We start from the raw sequence: 25,364 nt of genomic DNA on the forward strand, positions 1-25,364 counted from the left end.
AGCAGGAAATAAAAGAGGAAGAGCAACCCGAAATCCTCATGTAAGATAATTTTTTAAGAGTACTTTCTAAATAGGAAGTTACTCTTCTCATAATTATTTATAAAAACTGTTTTTTAATTTGAAGTAAATATCTAAACCTTATTTTAACTAATTTTAATTGGATAAATGTTAAAAATCAGCACTATAAAAAAAATTATTTGTAAGAACTAAGGTTTTTCTGGATATCTGTTTGATTTAATTTTTCTATTTCTATTTCCATTTTTTTTATCCAGTTTATTATTCTTTGAGCATCAACACCAGGCCCATGACGAGAACTATTATTTTTAGAAACATCAACAATTTTCAGTGTCTCACCAAGATACTCTTTCATATATTCTCTAAATTTTAAAAAGTCATCTAAGGAAAATATGAGTAAGTCATCTTCTCCGGTGAATACTCCTTGGCGATAAAATATTGCTTCATCATAGGACATAGTTAAACATATAAATTTCATTTCATCCCCCCCCTATATATAATTAATTAAAGCCAGAACGAGTGCAGTTCACCTTCTCAAAAAAAACTTTTTAAATTTTTTAATAAAATCTCCACGAATTATTTTAGAATTTTTAGAATAATCCTCTTGAATTATTTTAAGATTATCAATCTGGTTTATTAAATCATTTTTATCTTTTTTAAGTTTCTTTAAGGCCTCAAATAACAGTTGAAAATCTTTTTCACTCATAATTCTAACAATTTCTCCCTTTGTAAATGGAGCATTATCATCTAAAACTATGATGTTTTTATCAAATTTGTATCTGCGTTCTCTAAGTTTTTTATCATAGTAAGTGTATTCTTCACTGCATGATTTAACGCAGCTTTCATAACTTTTCATTTTGCACCCTCGCCTATAATTATAGGGGAAATCAGCGAGTCATTTCCAACTATTCTTTTTCTTTTTTTCACCTTAAGTTCAGGCCAATAATAATCCTCTAAAGACGTTTGAAGATTAAAATGAGTTAAAGAGTCAATAATTTCAGCAGCAGAATTTAATTCAACACCAACCTTTTTAATGCCTTGTTTTTTATAACGGACTCTTCCTTTAAGTATCATTTCTGACATTTCACCTGATTTTTCAAGATAATATTTTAAACGCATTATTTCTAATTGAAATTCTTCTAAAGGGAATGCTATGACCTTTTCTCTATCATCAAAAATATCAATATTATAAGAAGTTAGTCCCTCATCTTGCAGCTTTATAATACCATACCTCATATCATCACCAACATCTCAAAGTTTATTCATATCATTAAATCATAACTGAAGGCTAATAGAAATTGAGATAGAGAGCAGATGAAAAGTTATCAGAATATCTAAAAAATATAAAAAAAGTGTGAATTAAGTAATGAGCTAAAGATTCTGGATAAACTCCAATATATAATCCACAGTTAGATTTTGTTGCCCTTGTCTGGTGATTGTGCTATTATTATCCCCTTCTTGAACCCCATAATCGCCGAAGTTATAATGATTACCCCCATTTATGGTGATAAAAGTGGTATTGGTAGGGAATTTATCTTTATTATTTAAGATGTCTTGACTGGTAGTAAGAGCATCAAGAGATCCCCTGATGGATAATCCATTAAATGTAGCATTGGAAGCATTAGATGAAGGATACGCTGCAAGGTAAACAACACCCTTAACAACATTTTGATGACTTAAAGCATATTCTGATGCAAAAACACCCCCTAATGAATGGCCCATCATCACCCATGATTTGATTTCTTCATGTTGAGTCATAACCTCATCTGCTTTATTGACGCCAAAAAATGCTAGATTAAATGGCATTTTAACTATAACCACCATATAACCATTTTTTGCCAGGGTAGAGGCTATAATTGAATAAGATTCTGCCTGTACTTTAGCCCCGGGGTAAAATATAATTCCAGTTGTGCTTTTATTGGTATGAGGAGTAAATGTAATAAAATCGTCATTATCTGTTACATTATATGAATTTGTGGAATTAAGGACCATTAGTGCAGCACTATCTGCAGGATAATAATCGGATACATAAATAAAAAAACCGGTTAATGTTATGAAAACTAATACAAGTAGGGATATTAAAAAAAGTTTCTTTTTTGAGTTTATGGTTTTAATATAACTCCTCCAAATCTATGATTAAAACACGAAATATGCTAAAAAATATCTAAAAAAGAAAAGGTTAGTTGATCATGCAGTGAGATCATCAGTCAAATATTTGTACAAAACCGCTGCTAAAATAGCTCCCAGCACAGGTCCTATAACATATATGGGATAATAACCCCAAAGATTATTTCCGGCTAATAATAAATTCCCTAAATAGGGGCCAAATGTTCTAGCAGGATTTAATGAAGATCCTGTGATATTACCCAGGGTTGTAATGATACCCGCCACAGTTAAACCAATAATAAGTCCAGCGAATCCTGGTGTTGCTTTTCTATCCACTGCAACGCCCATAATAGTTATCATGAGAAGAAAGGTTCCTATAGCCTCTACAAGAATTGCCTGAAAGTAACCAATTCCTGGAAACGGTGCTGTAGCGCCCAGTCCACCCATAGTTACTGCATTCATACCTACTGAAGCTGCAAATAGAAAACTGGCCAGTGCTGCGCCAGCAACCTGTGCTGCAATATAGGGAATTACATCCCTAGATGGAAATTTTTTTATTGACCATAAAGCAATGGTTACTGCAGGATTAATATGACACCCGGATATTCGGCCAAAAGTATAGATACAAGCAGTTATAGGTATACCGAAAGCAAGACCTATAGCTAACCAGTCTGCAAAACCTCCTAAAACCCCAATACCTATATTAAATGGATTAGGGGATACTTGTCCTGCACTGATCATGAGAGTTATAGCTGCTGCCCCGGCACCGAAGAAAACCAGCATAAAAGTCCCTATGAATTCTGCAGTGGCTCTTTTGGCTAACGAAAACATATGATCAACTCTTTTTAACTACATTATAACAGTATTTACAAAGAATTCGCGGTAATGTGTGTTCCACTTTTTCTTCTGGTAAAGGATAACCCCCAGTCCAGACCTCTGTTTCTTCTCGAATAACATGTTTTGAGCATAACCCCATTCCACAAACGATGCATATGGCCACCGCATCTGAATCCTTACCTTCTTCATTACATATATAACATTTCATCATATCCTCCTCCTAAAAAAAAAAAGAAATAATGGAATTATACTGCCTCTTTCCATTGACAGTGATGGTGCCTGAAATCAATTAAACTTGCAGCTGCACAATTTTTACAAGTTCTGGCTGGTGATGCTGCACTTTCTTTGTGTAGTGCAATAATATTAGTCATCAGCGTAGCAGTAACTGGTTCACTGGTTAAAAGGCAGGGGTAATCAGCTAATCTCATAAGAGATGAGAATCTTACGGTGATGGCGCAAGCAGGATATGTGTACCTTTGAGGATTCATTATAACTTCATTTTCATGTACTGGATTTAAGTCTACACGGAATCGGTTGACTTTTGGTTCTAATAGTTCAGATGAACCATTTTTCAGTTTTCTAGCTTCGTCGAGATATTTCCATCCCCTATAAATCATATCCATGAAATCACTGTTGTGCAGTTCAGCTGCAGCTCCCCTATCAGGGTAGAGCTGTACATAATTATGGAACTTCTTAGTGAGAAGATCTACAACCATAGGGGCATTAAATCCATCTAATTCAAGCATGTATTCCACAGCACATGCTGAAGCACCTGTTGCCAGTGATAAAATTTCATATTCACTTTTAAATTCTTTTAATGCTGAGTTTAATGTATTATCAATTACATCTGTTGTAGCTTCAATTATGGCCATGGTAACATCATCTTTACACATATTGAAAGTGGATTGAGAGATGTGGTGAGATATATCACCTACACAATAGGCAGGTACAGTGAGAATATTTCCATAATGTACCTCGTCATCCATGGCTTCTTTAACTGTTTTAAACATCTTTTTTTTATATTGCGACATGTACTTACGGACATCAAACGATTCGTGTCCAGCACCATCCATTAATTCAGCCTGAGCATTTATGGGCTCCTGGTAAACTTTTTTTATCATCTCTATTTCTTTTTCCACTGCAAGAGATACTGTTGTGTCTTTTTCTATTTCCTGAGCAAATACTTCCCCAATACCATACGATGTATTCATACCCCAGGATTTAGCAGATAATATTGCTTGTTTGTGCATTTGGGGAATGTCTGTAGTTTTTAAAATCCTATTAATAATATTGCTAGTACTTCCTGGCATTAAAGCAAAGTCAACAACACAAGTTGGGCCGTAGAATCCACCATATCTTCTTACAACCTCGCGACCAATAAGGGATTCTGCATTTCCAATTGCTTCAATAAATGTATCCAGACTTTTATTGAAACTGGAGTCTTCCTGGCGTAATATATCAAGTATAACAGGGGTTTGATAATGTTCTACAAATGGGTCGTCTTCAGGCCTAATAGTGTTGGTTAAACTTTTCAAAATCTCATAGTGGGCATTTACTGAATCTATGTGAAGGTTAATTACAGATTTGCTCTGGTCACCAATGGCTTCCATATTTTTTACCACATCAAGATAAGGTTTAGTATCCTCTATTCGGAAATTAGAACCTCTTTTGTTTTTTATGGTATTTACATCTGCTTTTTGAGCTGATACAGCTTCTTTAACCATTTTTTCATATATTTCAGACATTTTATCACCTGATTTTAGGAATATTTATTAAAAATTCATTTTTTATTCCCATTTTTATTATGTTGCCCTAATTATATGCAATTTGTTAAATCTAAAAAATCATGATTAATTTATACTAAAAGAAATTTATCCCAGTTGCAATCAACTATGTCACTTCTAAAATAATTAAAAATTTTAAAAAGTTCTTTTGGAAGAATTAATACTGAAAAACTATTCTTCAATGAAAAAAATCAGCTCATAAATCCTAAATTAAATTAACACATACTAATAAAACCCCATAATCTTATAAAAATGTTTATAGGCAAAATAGTTTAGTGAAAATTAAAAAATCTTTTTTCTGAAGATTTTATAATGCAAAAAATTAATTAATATTCTAATATAATAAATTATATTAATTGTATTAATCTGGTCTGGAGATTATAATTTGGAAATATGGAATATTTTTTTGTACTGATTTTAGGTTCAATTATGAAAAAATCAGAAAATAATAGAATAAATCCGCGCTTCGATGCTTTTAAGATTGCAGTAATCTATGTCATAGTCAGCATAATATGGATAATAAGTTCTGATCAGATACTTGCCATAAGCATCAGCAATCCTCAGCTCTCTCTTTGGATAGCCAGTGCCAAAGGAATATTATTTGTGACCCTTACCACCATTTTAATTTATATTCTAGTTTATCATAATCTATCTTCAATTAAGGAGAGTGAAGAACGTTTTTTCAAAGCATTTAATTCTAATCCAATATCTATTGTACTAACAAAAATTGATGGAGAAATTATTGATGTCAATGATAGTTATTTATCCATGACTGGTTTTAAAAAAAGTGAAGTCTTAGGAAAAAATGCCATAGATCTGAATATCACCACTTCTGAAACACGACAAAAAGTGATGATGGAGTATAAAAAACAGGGATTCATAAAAGATTTTGAATCTGAAATAAATGTTAAAAGTGGTGAAAAACGTATAGTACTCACCACTATTGAATCAATTACACTTGAAGGAAAAAAACACAATTTAAATTTTTTATATGATATCACCGAAAGGGAAAATGTTAAAACGATGCTGGTTGAAAGTGAAGAAAAATATCGTGAGATTTTTAATAAAGCAAATGACATGATTAGTCTTAATAAGATAAATGAAGATCAATCTGCAGGCAATTTCATCGAAATAAATGATGTGGGAGTTAAGCGTCTGGGTTATAGTAGGGATGAAATATTGAACATGAATCCATTAGAAATAATTCCTCTTGACTCACAGGATATCATGTTTAAGTACGTTTCTCAACTTGAAAAAACCAGACATGCCAAATTTGATATTGCCTACATCACTAAGAATGGTAAAAAAATCCCCACCGAAGTGAGTATCCATATTTTTAAGTTAAGAGGTTACCCTGTGGCCTTGACCGTGAGTCGAGATATTACTGATCGTAAAAAAGCTGAAATTCAGATGAAAAAATCTTTAAATGAGAAAGAAACACTTCTTCGAGAGATACACCACCGTGTGAATAACAATTTACAAGTAATTTCCAGTTTACTCAATCTGCAAGCATATTCTGAAGAAAAAAAATCTAGAGACACATTACTGGTTACTCAAAGCAGGATTAAATCCATGGCCATGATCCATGAAAAACTCTACAAATCTCCTGATTTAACCCATATAAATATGAAAAAATATATTGAAACTTTTATCTCAGATTTATTTTACTTATATCAAACAGATAGGGACATTATTCAATTGAATATGGATATTGAGGATATAGAAATGGGAATTGAAACAGCAATACCTTTAGGATTGATTATTAATGAGGTTATTGTGAACACATTAAAACACGCATTTCCAGATGAAATATCAGGAAACATAGAAATTTCCTTTAAATCACAGGGCGAATATTTTTTATTAACTATGGAAGACGATGGAATCGGTTTGCCAGATAATATAACTTTGCAAAGTGCACAAACTCTCGGATTACAGTTAGTAAATAACTTAATAACTCAGCTCGATGCGGATTTAGAAATAATTCGAAGCAAGGGTACTAAATTTAAAATAACTTTTAAAGAATTAAAATATAATAAAAGAATATAATTTTCAGATCATGTCACATTTTATAATTAATTTTTTAAGTATTACATAAATTATTAATATTACTTAAGACAAAATGACTGACATCAGTCAAATAGGGTTTTATTTAGATTATTCAAAAATCGGTGTTTAAGATGAAAATATTGTTACCCGTTATGGGAGTTAGAGGTGACGTGCAGATCTTTTTTGCATTGGCAATGGCGCTAAAAAAAGAGGGGCATGAAGTAACTGTTGCTGTAAACAGTAAATTTCAAAAATTAGGTGAATCATATGGTATTAATTGTTATTCTCTTGGAGGAAACCCTGAAGATGGAGTAACTGAGTTAAAAAAGATAATGAAAGCAAAAAGCACCATGGAAGCAGCAAAACTTGGAACTAAGTTTTATTTTCAAGGAGTCAAAGAACAAACCAAAAATTTACAGAAACTCTGCCCTCTTTATGATTTAGTAATAGGATATGGGAGTTTTGGTTTAGCTGAAGCCGATAAGACAAATAAACCATTTATCAGTGTGGTAATAGATCCAAACATGGCAGAAAAGAAATTCTCAAAAAATATAAGATTAAACCTGAAATTAATCCTTGAAAAAATAACTCTATATTTCCTGATGGGGAAAAAATATAAAAAATTTCGGAAAGAAATAGGTGCTCCACCATCCAAAAAATCAAACAATCCTCAATTAATACTTTTACCTATGAGTCCCCATGTAGTCTTACCTGGTGACAACTGGACATCCAAGAATGTAATCTCTGGTTACTGGTATTGGGAGACCCCTTCAAATTATTCCCCGCCAGAAGATCTTCAGAGGTTTATAGAAAACGGCGAAAAACCAGTATTCATAAGCTTTGGGTCGGCAGGTTGGAGTGAAGAAGATAATATTTCGTTTTTGAATATTCTTTTTGAAGGAGTCCATCAATCAGACTCCAGGGCAATAATCCTAAATACTGAAGAATACGCAGGTAAAATTCCGAATCATATATATCTAATACAAGAAATTCCCTTCGACTGGTTGTTTAGTTATTGTTCATGTATCGTTCATCACTGCGGTTTGGGTACAACTGCTGAAGTTTTAAAAGCCGGGGTACCATCTATTCCAGTACCACATATGATTGACCAGTTTGTCTGGGCTGAACGTATTCATTCTCTTGGTGTTGCAACAAAACCTATACCTAGAAATGATTTTACCCCGGAAAAATTGTCTACCGCCATCACAGAAGCTCTGAATAATCCACTCCTTAAGGCAAATTCCAAGAAATTAGGTCTTAAAATACGTGAAGAAAATGGTTTGAAGAGTGCAGTAATTGCAATAGAATCCATAATATACAAAATGGAAAATTATCGTCATAATAATCACCATAAGGAGGAATGATTATATTCGTGTTACCAAGAGTCCCGAAGTAAGACGCCGAGAACTTATTGATATATCTGAACAATTATTTCTCGAAAGGGGTTATGAAGATACCATGGTCTCAGACATTGTTAAACAAGCAGAAGTAGCTCAGGGAACATTTTATTATTATTTTAAATCTAAAGAGGCGGTTTTAGATGAAATAACAGATAAATATATTAGTATCATCGTTGAGAGTATGGAAACAATTTCTAAAGATGAAAATCTAAATGCTTTGGAAAAATTGGTAAAGATTTTCGAGTTTTCGTTATCATTTAGGAATGATACGATTGGTATTATGCAGCAAGTAACTACTGAAAAGAATATTAGTATGCAACGTAAATTCGAACAAAAAATTCCTTTTGAAACTGTGGGGCCACTGGCCCATATATTTAAAGAAGGTGTTGAAGAAAAGATTTTCACTACCCCATACCCTGAAGACGCCGCTAAAGCATTTAATGGGATTGTAAGCATGGTTTTACAGGGAATAGATACTGATAATGATTCAGATGAAATTAAAATGAGATTTATGGTAATTTTTGAGTTCATGGAAAGAATTTTAGGGGCAGAGAGTGGTGCCATTAGCAATGCATTCAGTAAAAAGGTCCTTTAATAAAATTTATAGAAAAAGTGAATGGATAAATGATAAAAAATTTATTAAAATTTCAAGTTCAGAAATCTCAGAATTCTGCTAATATTTTGACATTTAGATAAATAATTTATTTTCGTATCCATTTACAAATGAATGTAACAGATTATATATGTGTTCAGACAAGATTATGACCCGCTGAAAAAGATTGTTTTTTATATATTATTTTTAGATAGATTGCTCCCTAAAAACAGATTGAATGTAAGAAAATTAAGAGATTAAATAGAAAAAATTATATTCATGTACAATATAGTCTGTATATAATACTTAATAGGTGTAAAAATGCCATATCTTATCTGCAATAAATGCGAACACTACTATGAAATTAATTCCGTTAAAGAATACATGGAATTTCATACATGTGAATGCGGTAACGAATTAATTTATGTTAATCAATTAAGTGAATATGATAATAGTCTAGAAGATCCGGATAATAATAGTGAAGGGGAAAATTATGCTGAACCTTATGAAGAACTAGGCGAAGAAGAACCTGACTACTACTATGGAGAAGAAGAACCAAAAATTGATCATTATTACGAGGAAGAAGAATACGTACCTAGCATGAGTACTCCTTATCAGACCCCTACTCTAGAGCAACCTGAAAAAGGTTTAGGTATTTTTATCATTTTTGTAGGGATCTTATTAATATTGATGAATGGAGTTTTCCTTACCATGAAGTTTAATTTTGTTTATATTATTCTCATACCTATGGGCATATTACTTGCTTATTTTGGGAAATCCATATTTTCTGGAGAGGGAGCTCAAAGTTGAGCCCTCAATTTTTTTAAAAGTAAAAATATAGAAAATTAAAGCTCTTTTATTCTTTATAATCAAATTAAACTCTTTTCTATACCCCAAATATCTATAAAAAAAATGAATTTTATTTTTAAAAATCAGGTTTTGCCCATTTTTTCTATTCCATCTGCAACTTTCCAGTGCCCTCCTTTTCTTTCAGCCCTTTTAATAAGTAAAACTCCTATTAAAGCACCAACTATTGCTCCAGCAGTATCAGTAAACAGGTCATTCATAGTATCATCTAATGGATCTTGAGTAGGTGAGCCCTGCATCTGAGTATTGCCAGTTATATCTCCTAAAGGACCTTTAGATAAATATTTATCGTAAGTGTACTCTCCCATTTCCAATACTCCACCTAATCCAATGGTGAGTAAAACTATTATACCTGCTATTACAGATAGGCTGGCTTTAAGCCTTCCAAAGAAGTAAGCAGTATAAACCAGCATCATGCCTATAAGAGCTATGTAGAGGGGCAGCATGAAATGCATAAAATTATCATAATGAGGTAATTTAACATAAAGACCCAATGCATCACCACCCACCAACTCAAATAAAACCATTAATAACAGTAAAATCTCTATCTCGATAGGTATGGCATGGATTTTATTTGCTGTAAAAAATGAAGGTACGTGAATAATAGCAAGAGCGATTAAAATAAATAAACCAAATATTCTTTCAGCACCATTTGCGCCACCAAATATTAAAATAAAAATACCTGCCAGAAGCAGGAATAATCTCATACATATAATTAAATTTCTCTTCATGGAACTGGTTTCTCCAGTATCCGGATTTAAAAAACTCATATGATTCCTCCTTTTTATCAATATCAAAAATTATAAATCTTATTTTATCACAATAATCTTGTTCACATATTAAGAACCAGTGTGATGAGTTTTAGCCCATTTACGATCTTTTCTAGTTATCATATGCAAGAATGCAGCGAAAAATAAGGGTATTAAGTAAAAGCAGTACGCCCAATATTCAATAGTTTTAATGATGGACCTTAAAACGCCCTCTTTGTCTCGATATACTCCTAAAAAAGCGCCTGGGAAAAAAGCTGCAGTGGATAAAAGTGCGATGGATAAGGGGGCTTCCATATTGAATGTATATATCATGCTTAAATTTAAAATAAATACCATATAACCCAACATGACAAATGCCGTGAATAAAAGGAAGAAAAGATACTGAATAGAGTCAATTTTTTTGTATAATGGAATATGAGCATCAATTATAGGTGCTAAATAAACAAAAAGGGTTTCTAAATTCCCAGTTGCCCAGCGGACCCTCTGTCTAAAAAACGGTTTCCAGTGAGGAACTGCCTCCTGATAAACAACTGCTTCACCACAATATCTGATTTTATAGCCTTGAATCATTAACTTTATACTTAAATTAAGGTCTTCAGTTACTGCAAAACCATCCCATCCCCCAATTGTTTCTAATGCTTTTCTTGTGGTTAACTGACCATTACCCCCAAGGTAACCATTTTTTCCCATAATATCTCTTGATGTAAGAACACCATTACCAAAAATAGCGAATTCAACTTCTTGCATTGAAGTTAAAAGGTTTCTATCCTTATTGTACATACGGACTCTGGATTGGACCCCTGCCACCTTATCTTCATTTAGATAAGGAACAGCCAATTTAAGAAAATCAGAATTAACGCGGGCATCCGCATCAAATACGGCTATTACATCCCCTCGAGAAACCCTAACTCCTTCATTTAAAACATAACCTTTACCTTTACCTGCACGGGGTGGTTTTCTGGTAACAATCCTTAAAAATTCGTATTCTCTTTTTAAATTTTTTAATATTTCACCAGTTCTATCAGTCGAACCATCATTAACTACGATTAATTCATAATTACGCTGGTTTTCAAGATAATAATCCATTTTTGCCATGGTATGGACGCATTTTTCAATGGTAAATTCTTCATTGTGAGCTGGGACTATAATGCTAACTAAAGGTGGCCTTTCAAATTGTACTGGTTCTTCTTTTTTATTCAGACTAACAGCTATAAGAAAAATATTGTAAGATGCAGGTATAAACAGAAGATACATAAGCCAGGTCATGGTATTATACACAAATCCATAGACCACCAATAAGAAAATAAAAGCACAAACAAAGAAAACCCCTTCTTTTTCCATTTTCAATTCTTCTTCTTTAGTGGAAATAGTTTTTTCAAGTCTTGCATATCTTTCTTGTTCTGATTTTTTCTTTTCCAGAGCTGTTTGAATGGCACTGTTAACTTTATAATCTTCAAAGGGTTTTAAAAGGTAGCCATAAGGTGCTGTTTCTAAAGCCTTTTCCAGAGTAGCCGGATCACTATGGGCTGTTAAAAATATCACAGGAATATCTATCTCATTAATCTCTCTAGCAGCTTCAATTCCATTTAGTTCCCCCTGTAGTATAATGTCCATTAACACCACATCTGGATGTAATTCCAATGCTGTCTGTATGGCGTCTTCACCTGAAACCTCAATGGCAACAATTTTATAACCTAATGATTCTAACTTATCTGATAAATCCACCGCCATGATAAATTCATCTTCTACTATCATAACTCGAGGAATTAAATTAGATTCCATTTCATGGTAATGTGTTTCGTGAGGTTCACTTACCACTAATTTTCGAACATCATCCATGCTTTTTCGATCAGCATCGTGCTTTTTAATGGCTGTTTCAATGGTAACCTTTAAAACTGAATCATCACAAGGTTTAACTATATAACCATATGGTTTGCTCTTTTTAGCTTTTTCAATAGTAGCTGAGTCACTGTAAGCAGTTAAAAAAACAACAGGAATATCCAATGAACCTATTTTTTCAGCAGCTTTTACACCGTCTATATTACCCGGGAGCACAATATCCATTAAAACAAGATCAGGGCGTAGCTCTGCAGCATATTGGATTGCATCTTCTCCAGAAAATACAATATCCAGTACATCATATCCTAATTTTCTCAGTCGTCCCTGGAGATCTGCAGCCGCAATGAATTCATCTTCAACTATTAATAAACTTATTTTACCCATTCGAACCCTCTAGTTTTCAATATCTTTAGTTTAAATATTATAATAAATTTGCCATTTGATACTGATATAAACCCCCAAAGCCATATATGGAATATGTGTTGTAAGAAAATTAGAAATCACTAAAAAGCGCATTTCATTAGCAAAATGAATAAAATTTTTTAAAAGCATAAATAAGTGATATGAATGAAATAGGGGAGATGAATGCGTAAAAAATGATTGTGATTGTAAAAAAAATCGCCATAGAAATTAAAATGCTCCTGATTAACTCCCCAGATGTTAAAAATACTTTTGAGAATGTGAAACTCCTCAAGAATTTTTAGAAGTTGCAAAATAAAGAATGAGATTGCATGGAAATACACATACACAAAGTGTTTACTACTAATGAAATAATAAAACCACACGAAAACATTATTTTAAAGAATAATTACAAAAAAGTATGTTTATTTTTTTATTTAATGAGTTATTATATCTTAAAAGTTAAAGAACTACTTTTTAGATATTTTTTTAATATTTTAACTTGTAAAAACTATTTTTTTATGGACAATAGAGATTCCCCATTAATCAAGGATATTTAAAGTATTATTAATAATTTTTCTAAAAATCCCCAAAGATATATTACTTAAAATAGCATATAAAACATTACAAGTGAATAATTAAAATATCCATCACTTAATTTATTAATTGTAAAGGGGGTGAAAAAAGTTGAATAAACATTTAATACCACTACTATTTATTTTTATCATAACACTTTCCATGAGTATTGTCTCAGCTGAAGAAATACCAAGTAAAGATGACGTCCTGAATAAAACAGACAACAATAATAATGTTACATCACTGAATACTCAGATAAATAATGCTAATATTCCTTTTATTGAAAATCAAGGACAAAGCGATACTAAAGTTAAATATTACGCAGATACTTTCTATGGAACCGTCTATGTAACCAATGAAAGCATTACTCACAGCATAAAAGGAGATAATAACACTACTGTAGTTATTAAAGAGCAATTCCTGAATAAAGAGGGTGATGTAATTACTTTTAAACCAATCGGTTATGAATCTGGAAGTTCTAAGGTTGATTATTACCAAGGTGTTGATTCCAGTAAATGGCAAACTGGATTAAATACATGGAGTATCATCTCTTTAGGAGAGTTATATCCTGGAATAGAATTGTTTTTAAGGGCCAATGGATGCAATATTGAAAAAATATTCATTATTCAGCCAGGGGCAAATCCGGACCATATCCAAATACAATTATCCGGTGCGGATCAATTAGAAATAAACTCAGATGGTTCTTTGAATATGAAAACCATAATAGGGAATATTCAATTTACAAAACCCATAGCTTTTCAGGAAGATGATGCTGTTTCAGTAGATTATAAAATAGTTGGAGATATTTACAGTTTTCAATTAGGAACTTACAATACTAAAAAACCTCTTACTATCGACCCAACACTACAATACAGCACTTACATAGGGCAAAATAGAGATAATTGCGGATACAGTATAACCACAGACAATGCGGGGAATATATATGTAGTAGGATACACCGATTCGAGTAGTTTCCCAACCACTGCGGGAACATATCAAAATAATTTGAAAGGAACTTACGATGTATTTATAGTAAAACTAACACCTAACAACCAAGGAACCAACGACCTAAAATACAGCACATACATCGGAGGATCAAATTATGATTTTGGATATAGCATAGCTGTGGACAATGCTGGAAACATATACATAACCGGAGCTACATCATCAGATGATTTCCCAACAACCACCGGAGCATTCCAAAAAACTTGGGGTGGAGCCGGTGATGCATTCCTAGTAAAACTAACACCTAACAACCAGGGAACCAACGACCTAAAATACAGCACATACATCGGTGGGAGTGGTGATGAAACAGCATATGGCCTGGCCATAGATAATGCAGGAAATGTATACATCACAGGATACACAGATTCTACAGATTTCCCAACTACGCTTAGCGCATACCAAACATCCAATGCAGGATACCTAGATGTATTTGTAGTTAAATTAACACCCAACAACCAGGGACTAAATGATTTAAAATACAGTACATACCTCGGAGGAAGTAATAGGGATTGTGGTTATGGTATAACCATAGATAATCAAGGTAATATTTATGTGACTGGGTATACATGGTCCCAAACAACACAATGGGAAATAGGATTTCCAACCACTATGGGAGCATACCAGACCACCAAAAAAGGAATGAGTGATGTATTCATAACAAAAATATCTCCAAATAGTCAAGGTATAACTGATTTAAAATACAGCACATACCTCGGCGAATCAGGAGATGACGTAGGACAAGGCATAACCATAGATAATGCAGGAAACATCTACATCACAGGATACACAGATTCTACAGATTTCCCAACTACAGTTGGAGCATATCAAACCACACTAAAAGGAATGTATGATGCAATTATTGTGAAATTAACACCCAATAATCAAGGTTTAAATGATTTAAAATACAGCACATACCTCGGTGGAACAAATATTGATTATGGATGGAGTATAAGCTCAGATAATGAAGGTAACATCTATATTGGAGGTTACACTTACTCTGAAGATTATCCTACTACTCCAGATGCATACCAAACCACTAAAAATGGTGGTTCATCTTCATTTGATGCTTTTATAAGTAAGTTAACACTCAACAGTCAGAGCGCGAATGACCTGAAATATAGCACATATTTAGGTGGAAGTCGTGACGATTATGGATACAGTATAAATGTAGACCCTGCAGGAAACATCTACATCACAGGATACACTTATTCCAATGATTTCCCAACAACCACAGGGGCATACCAAACAAGTTATCAAGGAAGCGGTAATGTATTTATAGTAAAATTGGGTGCTGTGGCAGATTTAAGTATAAATAAAACAGTAAACACCAATCGAGTTCGCTTAAACGATACAGTGTATTATACCATACTTGTTCAAAATAATGGGCCAGACACATCTTTTGGTATTCATGTAAATGAGGTACTGCCTGAGGGATTGAAATATATTTCATCACAAACGAATTATGGAATATATGATCCTAAAACAGGCATATGGACTATTAACTATTTGCCTAACAACACTACAGCTGTATTAACTATAAAATCAATTGTAGAGCGAACGGGGATAATAACAAATACTGTAAGAGTATCAGCATTGACTTATGATCCAGTAATCAATAACACCATATCCAGTGCGACCATATTATCAAGTGTTACACCTAACAATAATACCAACAAAACCAATGAAACTGATAAGACCCATCATATAAATGCTGCAGATATGATAAGGATGCAAGATACAGGGGTTCCATTTTTTACATTATTATTAGCCCTAATAATGATAGCAGGTGGATTTTTATCCTCTAAAAAAATAAAATAATTATTTTTTTTATTTTTTATTTTTTTGCTTATTTTATAAAAATAAAAATTTAACGACACCCATAGTGGATTTAAGTGTGAAATTTATCTATAATTACTGGAAAATCCACATACCATGGAATAATTATCAATGCATATTTAGTCTATTTTAAAGCATTACTAATTAATGCAATGATATTTTAAATTCTGTAAATAGAACATTACTTTTCCCATGAAAAATATAATAAAATGTAATGTCATTACTTAAAGGGATCGGCGCCAGTGCCTATATAAAAACAGGTAAAGTGAAAAAGATAGAAAAATACAGGGATGCTGCAGATCTAGAAGGGGGAGAAATCATAGTGGCTTCTAAAATATCTCGAGATATGCTCCCTAAGATAAAAAAGGCAGGTGCAGTGGTAACTGATTATGGTGGTCTGACCAGCCATGTAGCAATTACTTTAAGGGAACTAAAAATACCTTGTGTTGTAGGAACTGAAAAAGCAACTAATATCCTTGACAATGACATGATAGTAACAGTGGATGGTCACACTGGACATATTTACCAGGGTATCATTGAATTTGAAGAAGAATTAGAATTATTTGAACTTCAGGAAACAGCCACTAATCTTAAAGTTAATTTAAATATTCCCGCCATAGCCAGTAGTATATCCCCATATGTTGATGGTGTGGGATCTATTAGAATAGAGAATATAGTAATTGAGACCGGGAAGCATCCTTATATCCTTTTAGAAAAAGGATTACTATCTGATGTTTTGGTAAATGGAATTGAACAAATTTTAGATGCTTTTTATCCCAAACCAGTCTGGTTTAGAACATTTGATATCCCTACAGATGAACTTAAAAATTTAGATGGTGGAAAAATAGAACCAACTGAAAAAAATTCATTATTAGGGCTTAGGGCAATATATAAAGATTTAAGAGATATTGAAGTATTAAAAGCAGAATTCCGTGCTGTGAAAACTCTTTTAGATAGAGGATATTCAAATCTAGGTTTAAAATTTCCGTTTTTACGGGATGTGTCTGAATATTATGCAGCTAAAAAAATAATGAAAGATATTGGTTTAAAACCACACCACGATTTAGATGTGGGAGTTTCTATTGAAACACCTTCTGCTGCCCTATGTATCAAAGATTATATTAATGCTAAAATTGATTTTGTATCAATTGGGATGAGTGATTTAACTATGTGTTCTCTGGCGGTTGATCGAAGAGGGGTTAAAGTAGCAAAACATTTTAATTTAAAACATCCTGCAGTTTTAAGTTTGGTAAATATGGTAATTAATAGATGCCATAAAAAAGGTCTGGAAACATGCATAGCAGGTTATGCGGGATGTGATAGGTCTATCGTAAGAAAATTAATCCATATGGGAATGCCTTCTATTTCTACTAACCCTGATCAAATATTAAAAATGCGTCAATATATAGATGTTGTGGAAAAAGAAATTAGGCTTAAATCTGCACGTGAAATATTAGTTAGATAGAAATGGTGATTAATTTATTAGGAAGTAGAACTATTTCTTATCGAGTTTTTCTAAAATTTCTTTAAGTGCGCCATTTATCTCATCCGCATGATCTATTCTGTCTTTATTCATTTTTTTAGTAAGTTCAATTAATGCTTCTCGATCTTTTTCTCGTTCTGCTCTGAATTTATCAATAAGTGAACTGGCCACTGATGCAGTCGCATACCCTGTAAATGCCACACCCGTAATCATCATTAAAACCCCTAGAACCCTTCCAAACCCAGTTATTGGAACAATATCCCCGTATCCTGTGGTGGTCATAGTGGTAACTGTATACCATGCTGCATCTTCATAAGATTTTACTTCAGGGTTGACTTTAGTCTCAGTAACAAAAAACATGGCAGAGGATAAAAGGAATACTAGGGTTAAAATTACAATACCATAGCTTAAACCTGTTTTTTTAGAAAATTTTATAAAGCTGGAACTTATTTTATTTACACTTGCCACCATAGCCCCCATATGGACAAGCCGGATTATGGATATGAATACAGATAGAGGAAATCCCAATAATCCTATCAATATAAAATCAACAGGAATAATTGCAGGTATTAAAATCCACTTGTCTTTTAAAAAACCGATCTTATCTTTTTTTGGAATGACCGTGAGCAATACGACAAAAAATAGCATTATACAGACTATTAAATCTAGATTATAAATATGAGTCACAGTGATTGGTTTTAAATGGGTAAATGTTAAAATTATAAGAAGAGTGACATCCACCACCATTAAAGCAATTACAATGGTTACATATACCTGTAAAATTGTTAAAAGATAATTTTTAACATTTTTGTTCATAGGAATACCCACATATTAATTTTTAATGTAATTAAAGATTTGAATCTTTTATTAGCATTTCCATGTTAACACTTGAATTAATTATAATAATGTTTAGTACACATAATATATTTAATTATGTAATGCTATGAAATGGAAATATTTTAAAATGGTCTATTAAGCTATAGAAGCGCCACTATCAACTAATTTTAACATAGAAAGAAAATGATAAGGATGATTCCATGGAGAGAATTTCTATAGTAGAAAGATTAAAGTTTCTGTCAAAACCCCAGGGCAAAATTGAATGGGGTGCTGCTTTTAGAGCCATTATAATCGTGATAATTAGTGCTCTTTTAGCCAATTTTTTAGGATATGGGGCGGGTTTGAAAATAATAACATTTGTAACTCTTTTAGCAGCCATGATAATAGATATAAAACTCCCTTTAAGCACCATAATAAAACTGGAAATTATATGTGCTTTGATGATGAGTCTGGTATTTGTATCTGTGGGTTTAAGTGCCAGTAGTATGCCTCTCTTTATTTTCTTTACGGCGTTATGGGCTTTTTTTACTCTTTCTATGAACATTTTTGGATATGCTTATGGTAGCTTGGGTTTCCTTCTTTTCAGTGCTTATTTTGTGGCAGTGGTTACTGTGGAGCCCGGCACCAATCCTATGGATTTAGGTTTTTACATTATTTTCGCATATTTAGTAGCATCTATTCTATTAATTCCTAAAATAATATTTAAGAATAATAATATTCGGAAAATGGTTGCTCAGGGATTTAAAAAAGAAACTAGATTTAGGGATATAATTAAAACCAGACAAGTCATGAGTGGTATTAAAGTAAACTCCCAATTATACTCTTTATTTAATCTTGGGGTTTACATAACTGCACTGCGTGGATACAGTTATAGATCGCTGAATCACATTACATCTGAATCTCAAAAAATTTTCAATTCATTCCTACACTCTGCAGAAGAAACCTCAGATAATATCGCTAATGAAATAACAGAGAATGAAGTTTCAGATAGTATTCCAGAGAATTTAAAAAATCTTGATGAAAAAATAGCGGCGATGGACATATATTACCCTGAAAAAGGTGATTTGAAAGCTATTAAAGAGATCAGTAATTTAATAAAGAGTCTCTTGGAGAAGTCTCACCGTGTCTTGATTAATAAAGAAAATAAGGAAAAAATGAAATTTTCATCTTCAAGAACTTCTCTAAAAGAAACATTGTATTCCAGTTTCAATTTAAAAAACATGTATATTCGCCATACTCTACGTTTTACTATGGCCATGATTATCGGCCTTATCGCTGTGAATTTAACCCACTCTCGAGATGCTATATGGGTAGTTATGGGTATTTTAATTATAATGAAACCAGACATTAGTAGTACCCTAGATAACCTAATTTTAAGAAGTTTTTTCAACTTTTTAGGAGTCATTGGTGCTTTAATTTTAGGGATTATTTTTCCACAGCATGTTTTCATATTTATTGGATTATTAATGCTCTTCTTATTCCGGGCATTTTATCCCAATAATATAGGGCCCTCGGTTATGGCACTTACAATTTTTGTCGTTTTAATATGGCCCACCGGAACGTTAATGGCCAATGCCACAGCGAGATTAATTGATTTAACAGTAGGGGGATTAATCGCATTTATAATGACATATTTAATTCTCCCCAATAGAATCACATTTAATTTACCCAAACAAACAACTAAAACAATTAATACCATTGCTGATTGTGTGGATTCTGTTTTCATAGCCAATAAAAAGGAATATGATAGTTCAAAAATATTGGATAAAATAAAGGCTTTTCTTTTAGAATATAACAATTTAGAAGCTTCCATTAAAAAATTGAAGGACGCTTATAAAAATGTAGATAATGATGTTAAGTTTTATGAAGATTTATCGTCGTCATTGTACAATTTATTTTCAGACATATCTATTTTAGCATCCCAAATGGAAGTCAAGAAAATATATCCTGATCTTTCAGAAGAAAGAATTCATATAATTGAGGAATTAGAAAAATTAGCCAAAATAATAGAAAAAAATGAATCACCAGATTATAGGGAATTTAAAATTCAGGATTTTAAAGTGAATCAATTTGATTCATCCATCCATCAGCATATAGAATGGATTAATTTAGATCTGGATTATATTAAAAACGATATATCTCATGCGTATTCTAAAGATATTTTTGAAAGGTATCGTAATTTAAGATAAATCAGCTACAAAACACATACTTATTCTAAAGATATTTTTAAAATTAGATGTATTATTATAATCCCGGGGTAGTTTATTGGGAATTTATGTTACAGAACGTTTTTACATTATTTAAATAAAAAAATCGAACCTAAAATAAAAAAAAATAATAGTTGTAATCATTTTAAAAAAAAAAGAAAGCATAATTAATAGAAAAATATTATTTTTTATATTCCATAATCAACATGGTGATGTCATCAAATTGTTTTCTACCTTCTACGAAAATATCTATTTCTTTTTTAACATAATTTAATATCTCTTTAAGGCTCTGGTCTTTTTCACTGCTTAGAACTTTCAATAAACGAGATTCGCCAAATAATTCATCATCACAGTTAATTGCCTCAGTTATACCATCAGTATATAAGAAAACTCTATCGCCCGAATTTATGGTTATTTCATTTTGAGTGTATTTAATATTCTCCATACCTGCTAAAACAAATCCTGGCTTTGATTTGAGCCATTTATACTCATTAATTCCAGTTTTTAACAATGGAGGGTTGTGTCCGGCATTAATATATGTGAATTTACCGGTCTCAATATCCAAAATACCCATCCATGCAGTTACAAACATGTTCTCATCATTGCCCTCGTATAATTGATTATTAACTGTGTTGAATACGTCCTCAGGAGTTTTTCCAAGTTGTGTGTAGTTTTTAATTAATGTTTTAGCAATTACCATGAATAATGCAGCAGGCACACCCTTTCCTGAAACATCAGCAATAACAATGGCTAAATGATTATCATCAACCATGAAAAAATCGTAAAAGTCCCCTCCCACTTCCTTTGCAGGTATATTCGTTGCATAAATATCAAATTGATTACTATTAGAAAAAGTAGAAAAATTTTTAGGCAACATATCGGCCTGTATCTTCTGGGCAACATTTAACTCAGCATTTATCCTTTCTTTTTCAGCCGTGACTTTTTCCAGATTTTTAATATAAACCTTTAAATCTTTAATCATCTTTTGAAAGGAGAGAGCTAAAATCCCTACTTCACTTTCATCAGCAGAGTATTCGTCAAATTTTGATATAATCTGATTGTCATTGGTTAGTCCATTAGAATCACTAATGTAATTTTTTGCAATATGTGAAATGGATTCAATAGGAATGGTGATATTTTTTTCCATATATGCTAAAAATCCTAATGAGGATATATAGAAAATAGAAAGTACTAAAGTTATACTGAGATATATGGATTCCCAATAATGTAACTTACCCATTCCCAGTATTGAAATAGTGTAAAGGGCCCTAATACCCGTTACCAAAGCAATCAGCATACCCGTGATAATGAAAATTATAATTAACCTTTCAGTTAAAGAAATTTTTATTTCAGTTGATTTTTCTTTTATTTCCTTGGTTATAGGCTTTAACAGATATATGAACGCTAAAGAATAGGTTACAGTTCCTGCAATCATTGACCAAATAGTAGGTTCTTCCAGTCCAGAATAAATAATATTAAAAATAGCAATGATAATGGCCACTACCACCACCACATCAAATACCTTAGGAGGAATTAGAGGGTTTTTATTGGTTTTAGGTTTGTACATAACGAAACCGTAATAATTTGCAGCGATGATAATCAAGCTTCCAAACATTATAGAAAAATCGAAGTTATTGAATGCAAATACAACAGTGGTTAAAGAAACCAGATCATACAATCCTAATCCATCCATTAAAAATCCTAGAAATGCTGACATGACCGTTGCAGTTATAAACATGATTATTACAAACTTTAATAGATGTTTAACTGTATCTAATCGCGGTAAACTGATTTCTCCAATATCCAGTGTGTACCATAATTTGTAGGGAATATAAGCATACAAAAACTGTATAAAAAAATTTATAATGTAAATTTCAGGGGGCCTGCCAGCCATAATATCCGCTGCTAAAAATCCAAATGCAGATCCGGCAGCACCCCATGCACCAAACATTAACCCGAATATAGGTGGTAGTGCACTGGCTGGTCCTAGTTCAGATATGGATAATGCAGGATAAAAATAGTGAAAAATGAACTTGGTAGCGAATACAATGACACTACATATAATCAATTTAGTGGCTTTGGATTGGATACTGGTTGAATTATTCATTTAAATCTCTACTTAATTATAGTTTAAATATATGGTAGAATGGAAATTTGCAAATGATACTGCTTAATCAGCCTTTAATTTTTTTTGAATGGTCAATATGTTCTTCCCATTAGCATATTCATAATCCACATAATCTACATTTTTTTTAATAAGATATATTCCCAATCCCCCGACTGTTTTTTCTGCTGTTTTTAATGATATATCCGGGTCTTCTTTTTCTAAGGGGTTATATGGGATTCCAGAATCCATGAACTGAATATTAATAAGTAAAGGGTCTTCTTTCAGTTGTAGTTTAATTAAAGCGTCGCCTTTTTCATTTTTATAAGCATATTTAGCAATATTGACATATGCCTCTTCAATGGCAAGTTCTAATTGATATTTGATTTTAATTGGAATATCTAAAGTTTCTAAATTATGATCAACAAAATTAATAACCTTTGACAAGTTTTCTATATCTGCAGGAACTGTAATTTTACTCATAAAAACCCCATATTTATTTCAGTGCAATGATTATAGTCAAATATCACAGTTATTCCATGGTTAAAATATCTATAAATCCAGTTGCTTCAAAAACTTCCATAACAAATTCATTAGCATCTTTAATAACCATAGAACCTTGTTTATCCATTATTTTCTGAGTGGAAAGAATTAATCTTAAACCAGCGCTGGAAATGTATTTTAAGTCTTTAAAATTTAAGACCAATAAATTTACATCTATCAGGTCATCTTTTAATTCTTTTTCAAGTACAGGGGCAGTGTTCGTATCAAGCCTTCCTTCCAATTTAATTATTAGTTCATTTCCTTCTGCAATTTTATCAATGTTCATAGTTAAACCCTCCAAGCCAGTCTAATTATAATTCATCTTTTAATAGTGATAACAGTACTATTTAATCCTATAACCCGGGCATAGCTTATATCATCGGCCATCTTCTGCAATACAGCGATATTTTCAAAAGAATTTTTTTCTTCCGGTGAAAAATTGGCTGGATTAAATTCAGCTCCAGAATCTTTAAAAGCCACAGTTATCTCGGTATCTCCTATTTTTGATAAAACATCAATATATTCTATTTTATTTTGATTATAATTTATGGTATTTATGGCCATCTCTTCCATAGTCATACCGATACGAAGTGCAATCTTTTCTTCAACTCCGTTTTCAGTTGCAAAATTGATTAATTTTTCAGATAATCCCACAACATCATCTACAGAATTTCCGATTGTAACATCAAGTACAGGGGCATCATCATGATCACCTAACATGAAAAAACCAGAATATTTTCCATCAGAACGGGAGGAAATGATTTTTGCAGCTAAATAAATCATAATTATGGTGCCGACTTCGGCAATTAAGAAAGATATCCATATGCCATCAACACCCATAATCCCTGCAAGTAAATATGCACTGGTTACTGGGATTAGAAGGCCCTGAGTTATGGATATTAAAAAAGATAATTCTTTTTGCTGGATAGCTTGAGTATAAAAAAGCATTAAAAAAGTAATGGCCGTGCCCATAATACTTAATGATAATATACGTATAGCATTTATACCCACAGCAATATCTAGAGGATCTTGAACCCCAAATATATTAAGTAATTGTTCGGGGAAAGCAAAAAATAATAAAGTGAATATTCCTCCTGCCAGGAGCACTATTTTAAGGGAAGTATTAATAGTGTATTTAACTCCATAATAATCCTTTTCCTGAAAGTAAATAGAAACTATAGGAGACATTGATTGGGAAGTTCCAATTAAAAACATATAAACAATAAAGAGACTATTATAAAAAACAGAAAATGCAGTTAAGCCCGGTTTGCCAATTGCCATACCTATAAATGTATTTATAAAGAACAATTTAATAGTTAAGAATAACTGCAAAGAAGCCGGAGGGAAACCGGTTTTTATAATATCCCATAAAGAATATAGCCTTAGTTTTGTTAAAGACATTAAATGCATAGTTCGATCTTTCATAAAAAAATACTGCATAATAAATACAGTCCCTACTGTGTATCCAGTTATGGTGGCTAAAGCAGCGCCTTGTATATCCATACCAAGAACAAGTATGTAAAACAGATCCATTATTAAATTAACAATGTTTGCTATTAAAAGAGCATAGAATGATAATCTGGGTTTTCCATCAGTCCTTATAAAGTAAGCTATGCCCATTAAAATAAATAATAATGGTGACCCCATAAAGTATACGCCCAGAAACCTTTCAACAAGTACTGCTAACTGGGGATTGCTAGTAAGGGTGGACACTAAATTATCCATGAAAAAAAGTCCCAGAATTGAAAATAGCACCCCTACACCAATAAGTACCAGTATGGATACTGTGAAATACATATCACTTTTTTCTTCATTTCGATCGGCTTTGGCAACTGCTGATAAAACAGAACCTCCTAAACCCACCATCCAATAAATAAGATTGATAAATGTTATAATAGGAGCAATGAGCGCCATTGCTGAAATATTAATAGAACCTAGAGTATTGCCTACAATAATCGTGTCCATGAATGTGCTGATGTTCATGGCCATGGACATGAGTAAAGTAGGTAAGAAAAATTCTTTAAACTTGGCTGATACTAGATTGTAGTTTCTTTCATACATTGTTAATCCTCGAATCAGAGAGATATCCTGTTTAATTATGTCGGTTAAATTATATTA

The 25,364-nt window shown here is 32.3% G+C and carries 21 protein-coding genes; 7 read left to right on the forward strand and 14 right to left on the reverse strand.

Going from position 1 to position 25,364, the window contains the following annotated elements:
• Positions 1-193 precede the first annotated feature (193 nt).
• From MXE27_RS01425 to MXE27_RS01455, 7 genes are all read right to left on the reverse strand, one after another.
• Positions 194-493: a hypothetical protein gene (locus MXE27_RS01425; RefSeq protein WP_248610615.1), complete on the reverse strand. Its 300-nt coding sequence runs from the start codon at positions 491-493 to the stop codon at positions 194-196.
• Positions 494-541: 48 nt separating this feature from the next.
• On the reverse strand, positions 542-871 hold the full coding sequence (locus MXE27_RS01430; protein ID WP_248610616.1) for a hypothetical protein: 330 nt from the start codon (positions 869-871) through the stop codon (positions 542-544).
• Complete coding sequence (locus tag MXE27_RS01435; protein WP_248610617.1) at positions 868-1,251, reverse strand: hypothetical protein; 384 nt, start codon at positions 1,249-1,251, stop codon at positions 868-870. Before MXE27_RS01435 ends, MXE27_RS01430 begins: the two co-directional genes overlap by 4 nt.
• Before the next feature lie 135 nt (positions 1,252-1,386).
• The gene (locus MXE27_RS01440) at positions 1,387-2,007 is read right to left on the reverse strand and encodes an alpha/beta fold hydrolase (RefSeq protein ID WP_248610618.1); all 621 of its coding nucleotides are present in this window, start codon (positions 2,005-2,007) and stop codon (positions 1,387-1,389) included.
• 195 nt (positions 2,008-2,202) lie between these two features.
• A complete protein-coding gene (locus MXE27_RS01445) occupies positions 2,203-2,952 on the reverse strand; it encodes an MIP/aquaporin family protein (protein WP_248610619.1) in 750 nt (249 codons plus the stop codon).
• A 4-nt stretch (positions 2,953-2,956) separates the two neighbouring features.
• Complete coding sequence (locus MXE27_RS01450; protein WP_248610620.1) at positions 2,957-3,166, reverse strand: DUF2180 family protein; 210 nt, start codon at positions 3,164-3,166, stop codon at positions 2,957-2,959.
• Between the two features lie 37 nt (positions 3,167-3,203).
• Positions 3,204-4,703 (reverse strand): DUF2193 domain-containing protein, encoded by a 1,500-nt coding sequence (locus tag MXE27_RS01455; protein WP_248610621.1) that lies wholly within the window; start codon positions 4,701-4,703, stop codon positions 3,204-3,206.
• 432 nt (positions 4,704-5,135) lie between these two features.
• Here MXE27_RS01455 and MXE27_RS01460 point away from each other — a divergent pair, with 432 nt between their 5' ends.
• The 4 genes from MXE27_RS01460 to MXE27_RS01475 all read left to right on the forward strand — a co-directional run bounded on the left by MXE27_RS01460 (position 5,136) and on the right by MXE27_RS01475 (position 9,590).
• On the forward strand, positions 5,136-6,788 hold the full coding sequence (locus tag MXE27_RS01460; RefSeq protein ID WP_248610622.1) for a PAS domain-containing sensor histidine kinase: 1,653 nt from the start codon (positions 5,136-5,138) through the stop codon (positions 6,786-6,788).
• Positions 6,789-6,919: 131 nt separating this feature from the next.
• Positions 6,920-8,152: a glycosyltransferase gene (locus tag MXE27_RS01465; RefSeq protein ID WP_248610623.1), complete on the forward strand. Its 1,233-nt coding sequence runs from the start codon at positions 6,920-6,922 to the stop codon at positions 8,150-8,152.
• 52 nt (positions 8,153-8,204) lie between these two features.
• Positions 8,205-8,783 (forward strand): TetR/AcrR family transcriptional regulator, encoded by a 579-nt coding sequence (locus MXE27_RS01470; RefSeq protein WP_342765979.1) that lies wholly within the window; start codon positions 8,205-8,207, stop codon positions 8,781-8,783.
• A gap of 318 nt (positions 8,784-9,101) precedes the next feature.
• Positions 9,102-9,590 (forward strand): hypothetical protein, encoded by a 489-nt coding sequence (locus tag MXE27_RS01475; RefSeq protein WP_248610625.1) that lies wholly within the window; start codon positions 9,102-9,104, stop codon positions 9,588-9,590.
• Between the two features lie 122 nt (positions 9,591-9,712).
• On the opposite strand, the gene MXE27_RS01480 is transcribed toward MXE27_RS01475, so the two are convergent.
• Both MXE27_RS01480 and MXE27_RS01485 read right to left on the reverse strand, forming a co-directional pair.
• The gene (locus tag MXE27_RS01480) at positions 9,713-10,417 is read right to left on the reverse strand and encodes a DUF2238 domain-containing protein (protein ID WP_248610626.1); all 705 of its coding nucleotides are present in this window, start codon (positions 10,415-10,417) and stop codon (positions 9,713-9,715) included.
• 69 nt (positions 10,418-10,486) lie between these two features.
• Complete coding sequence (locus MXE27_RS01485) at positions 10,487-12,640, reverse strand: response regulator (RefSeq protein WP_248610627.1); 2,154 nt, start codon at positions 12,638-12,640, stop codon at positions 10,487-10,489.
• A gap of 702 nt (positions 12,641-13,342) precedes the next feature.
• Between MXE27_RS01485 and MXE27_RS01490 the strand changes: the two genes are divergently transcribed.
• Together MXE27_RS01490 and MXE27_RS01495 are read left to right on the forward strand one after the other, a co-directional pair.
• Positions 13,343-16,054, forward strand: a complete 2,712-nt coding sequence (locus tag MXE27_RS01490; protein WP_248610628.1) for an SBBP repeat-containing protein — start codon at positions 13,343-13,345, stop codon at positions 16,052-16,054.
• A gap of 232 nt (positions 16,055-16,286) precedes the next feature.
• Positions 16,287-17,537: a putative PEP-binding protein gene (locus MXE27_RS01495; protein ID WP_248610629.1), complete on the forward strand. Its 1,251-nt coding sequence runs from the start codon at positions 16,287-16,289 to the stop codon at positions 17,535-17,537.
• A gap of 30 nt (positions 17,538-17,567) precedes the next feature.
• Here the strand turns inward: MXE27_RS01495 and MXE27_RS01500 are convergent, their stop codons facing one another.
• A complete protein-coding gene (locus MXE27_RS01500; RefSeq protein WP_248610630.1) occupies positions 17,568-18,371 on the reverse strand; it encodes a potassium channel family protein in 804 nt (267 codons plus the stop codon).
• Positions 18,372-18,592: 221 nt separating this feature from the next.
• Here MXE27_RS01500 and MXE27_RS01505 point away from each other — a divergent pair, with 221 nt between their 5' ends.
• Positions 18,593-20,581 carry an FUSC family protein gene (locus tag MXE27_RS01505; RefSeq protein WP_248610631.1) on the forward strand — a complete coding sequence of 663 codons (1,989 nt, stop codon included), beginning with the start codon at positions 18,593-18,595 and terminating at the stop codon, positions 20,579-20,581.
• 199 nt (positions 20,582-20,780) lie between these two features.
• Here the strand turns inward: MXE27_RS01505 and MXE27_RS01510 are convergent, their stop codons facing one another.
• The 4 genes from MXE27_RS01510 to MXE27_RS01525 all read right to left on the reverse strand — a co-directional run bounded on the left by MXE27_RS01510 (position 20,781) and on the right by MXE27_RS01525 (position 25,307).
• Positions 20,781-22,706: a SpoIIE family protein phosphatase gene (locus MXE27_RS01510; protein WP_248610632.1), complete on the reverse strand. Its 1,926-nt coding sequence runs from the start codon at positions 22,704-22,706 to the stop codon at positions 20,781-20,783.
• Positions 22,707-22,769: 63 nt separating this feature from the next.
• Entirely contained in the window at positions 22,770-23,186 is a 417-nt protein-coding gene (locus MXE27_RS01515) for an ATP-binding protein (RefSeq protein WP_248610633.1), read from the reverse strand.
• Between the two features lie 49 nt (positions 23,187-23,235).
• Entirely contained in the window at positions 23,236-23,532 is a 297-nt protein-coding gene (locus MXE27_RS01520) for an STAS domain-containing protein (protein WP_248610634.1), read from the reverse strand.
• A gap of 32 nt (positions 23,533-23,564) precedes the next feature.
• Positions 23,565-25,307 carry an MATE family efflux transporter gene (locus tag MXE27_RS01525; protein WP_248610635.1) on the reverse strand — a complete coding sequence of 581 codons (1,743 nt, stop codon included), beginning with the start codon at positions 25,305-25,307 and terminating at the stop codon, positions 23,565-23,567.
• Positions 25,308-25,364 lie beyond the last annotated feature (57 nt).

Source organism: Methanobacterium alcaliphilum (assembly GCF_023227715.1).
In the GTDB taxonomy this organism is placed as follows: domain Archaea; phylum Methanobacteriota; class Methanobacteria; order Methanobacteriales; family Methanobacteriaceae; genus Methanobacterium_E; species Methanobacterium_E alcaliphilum.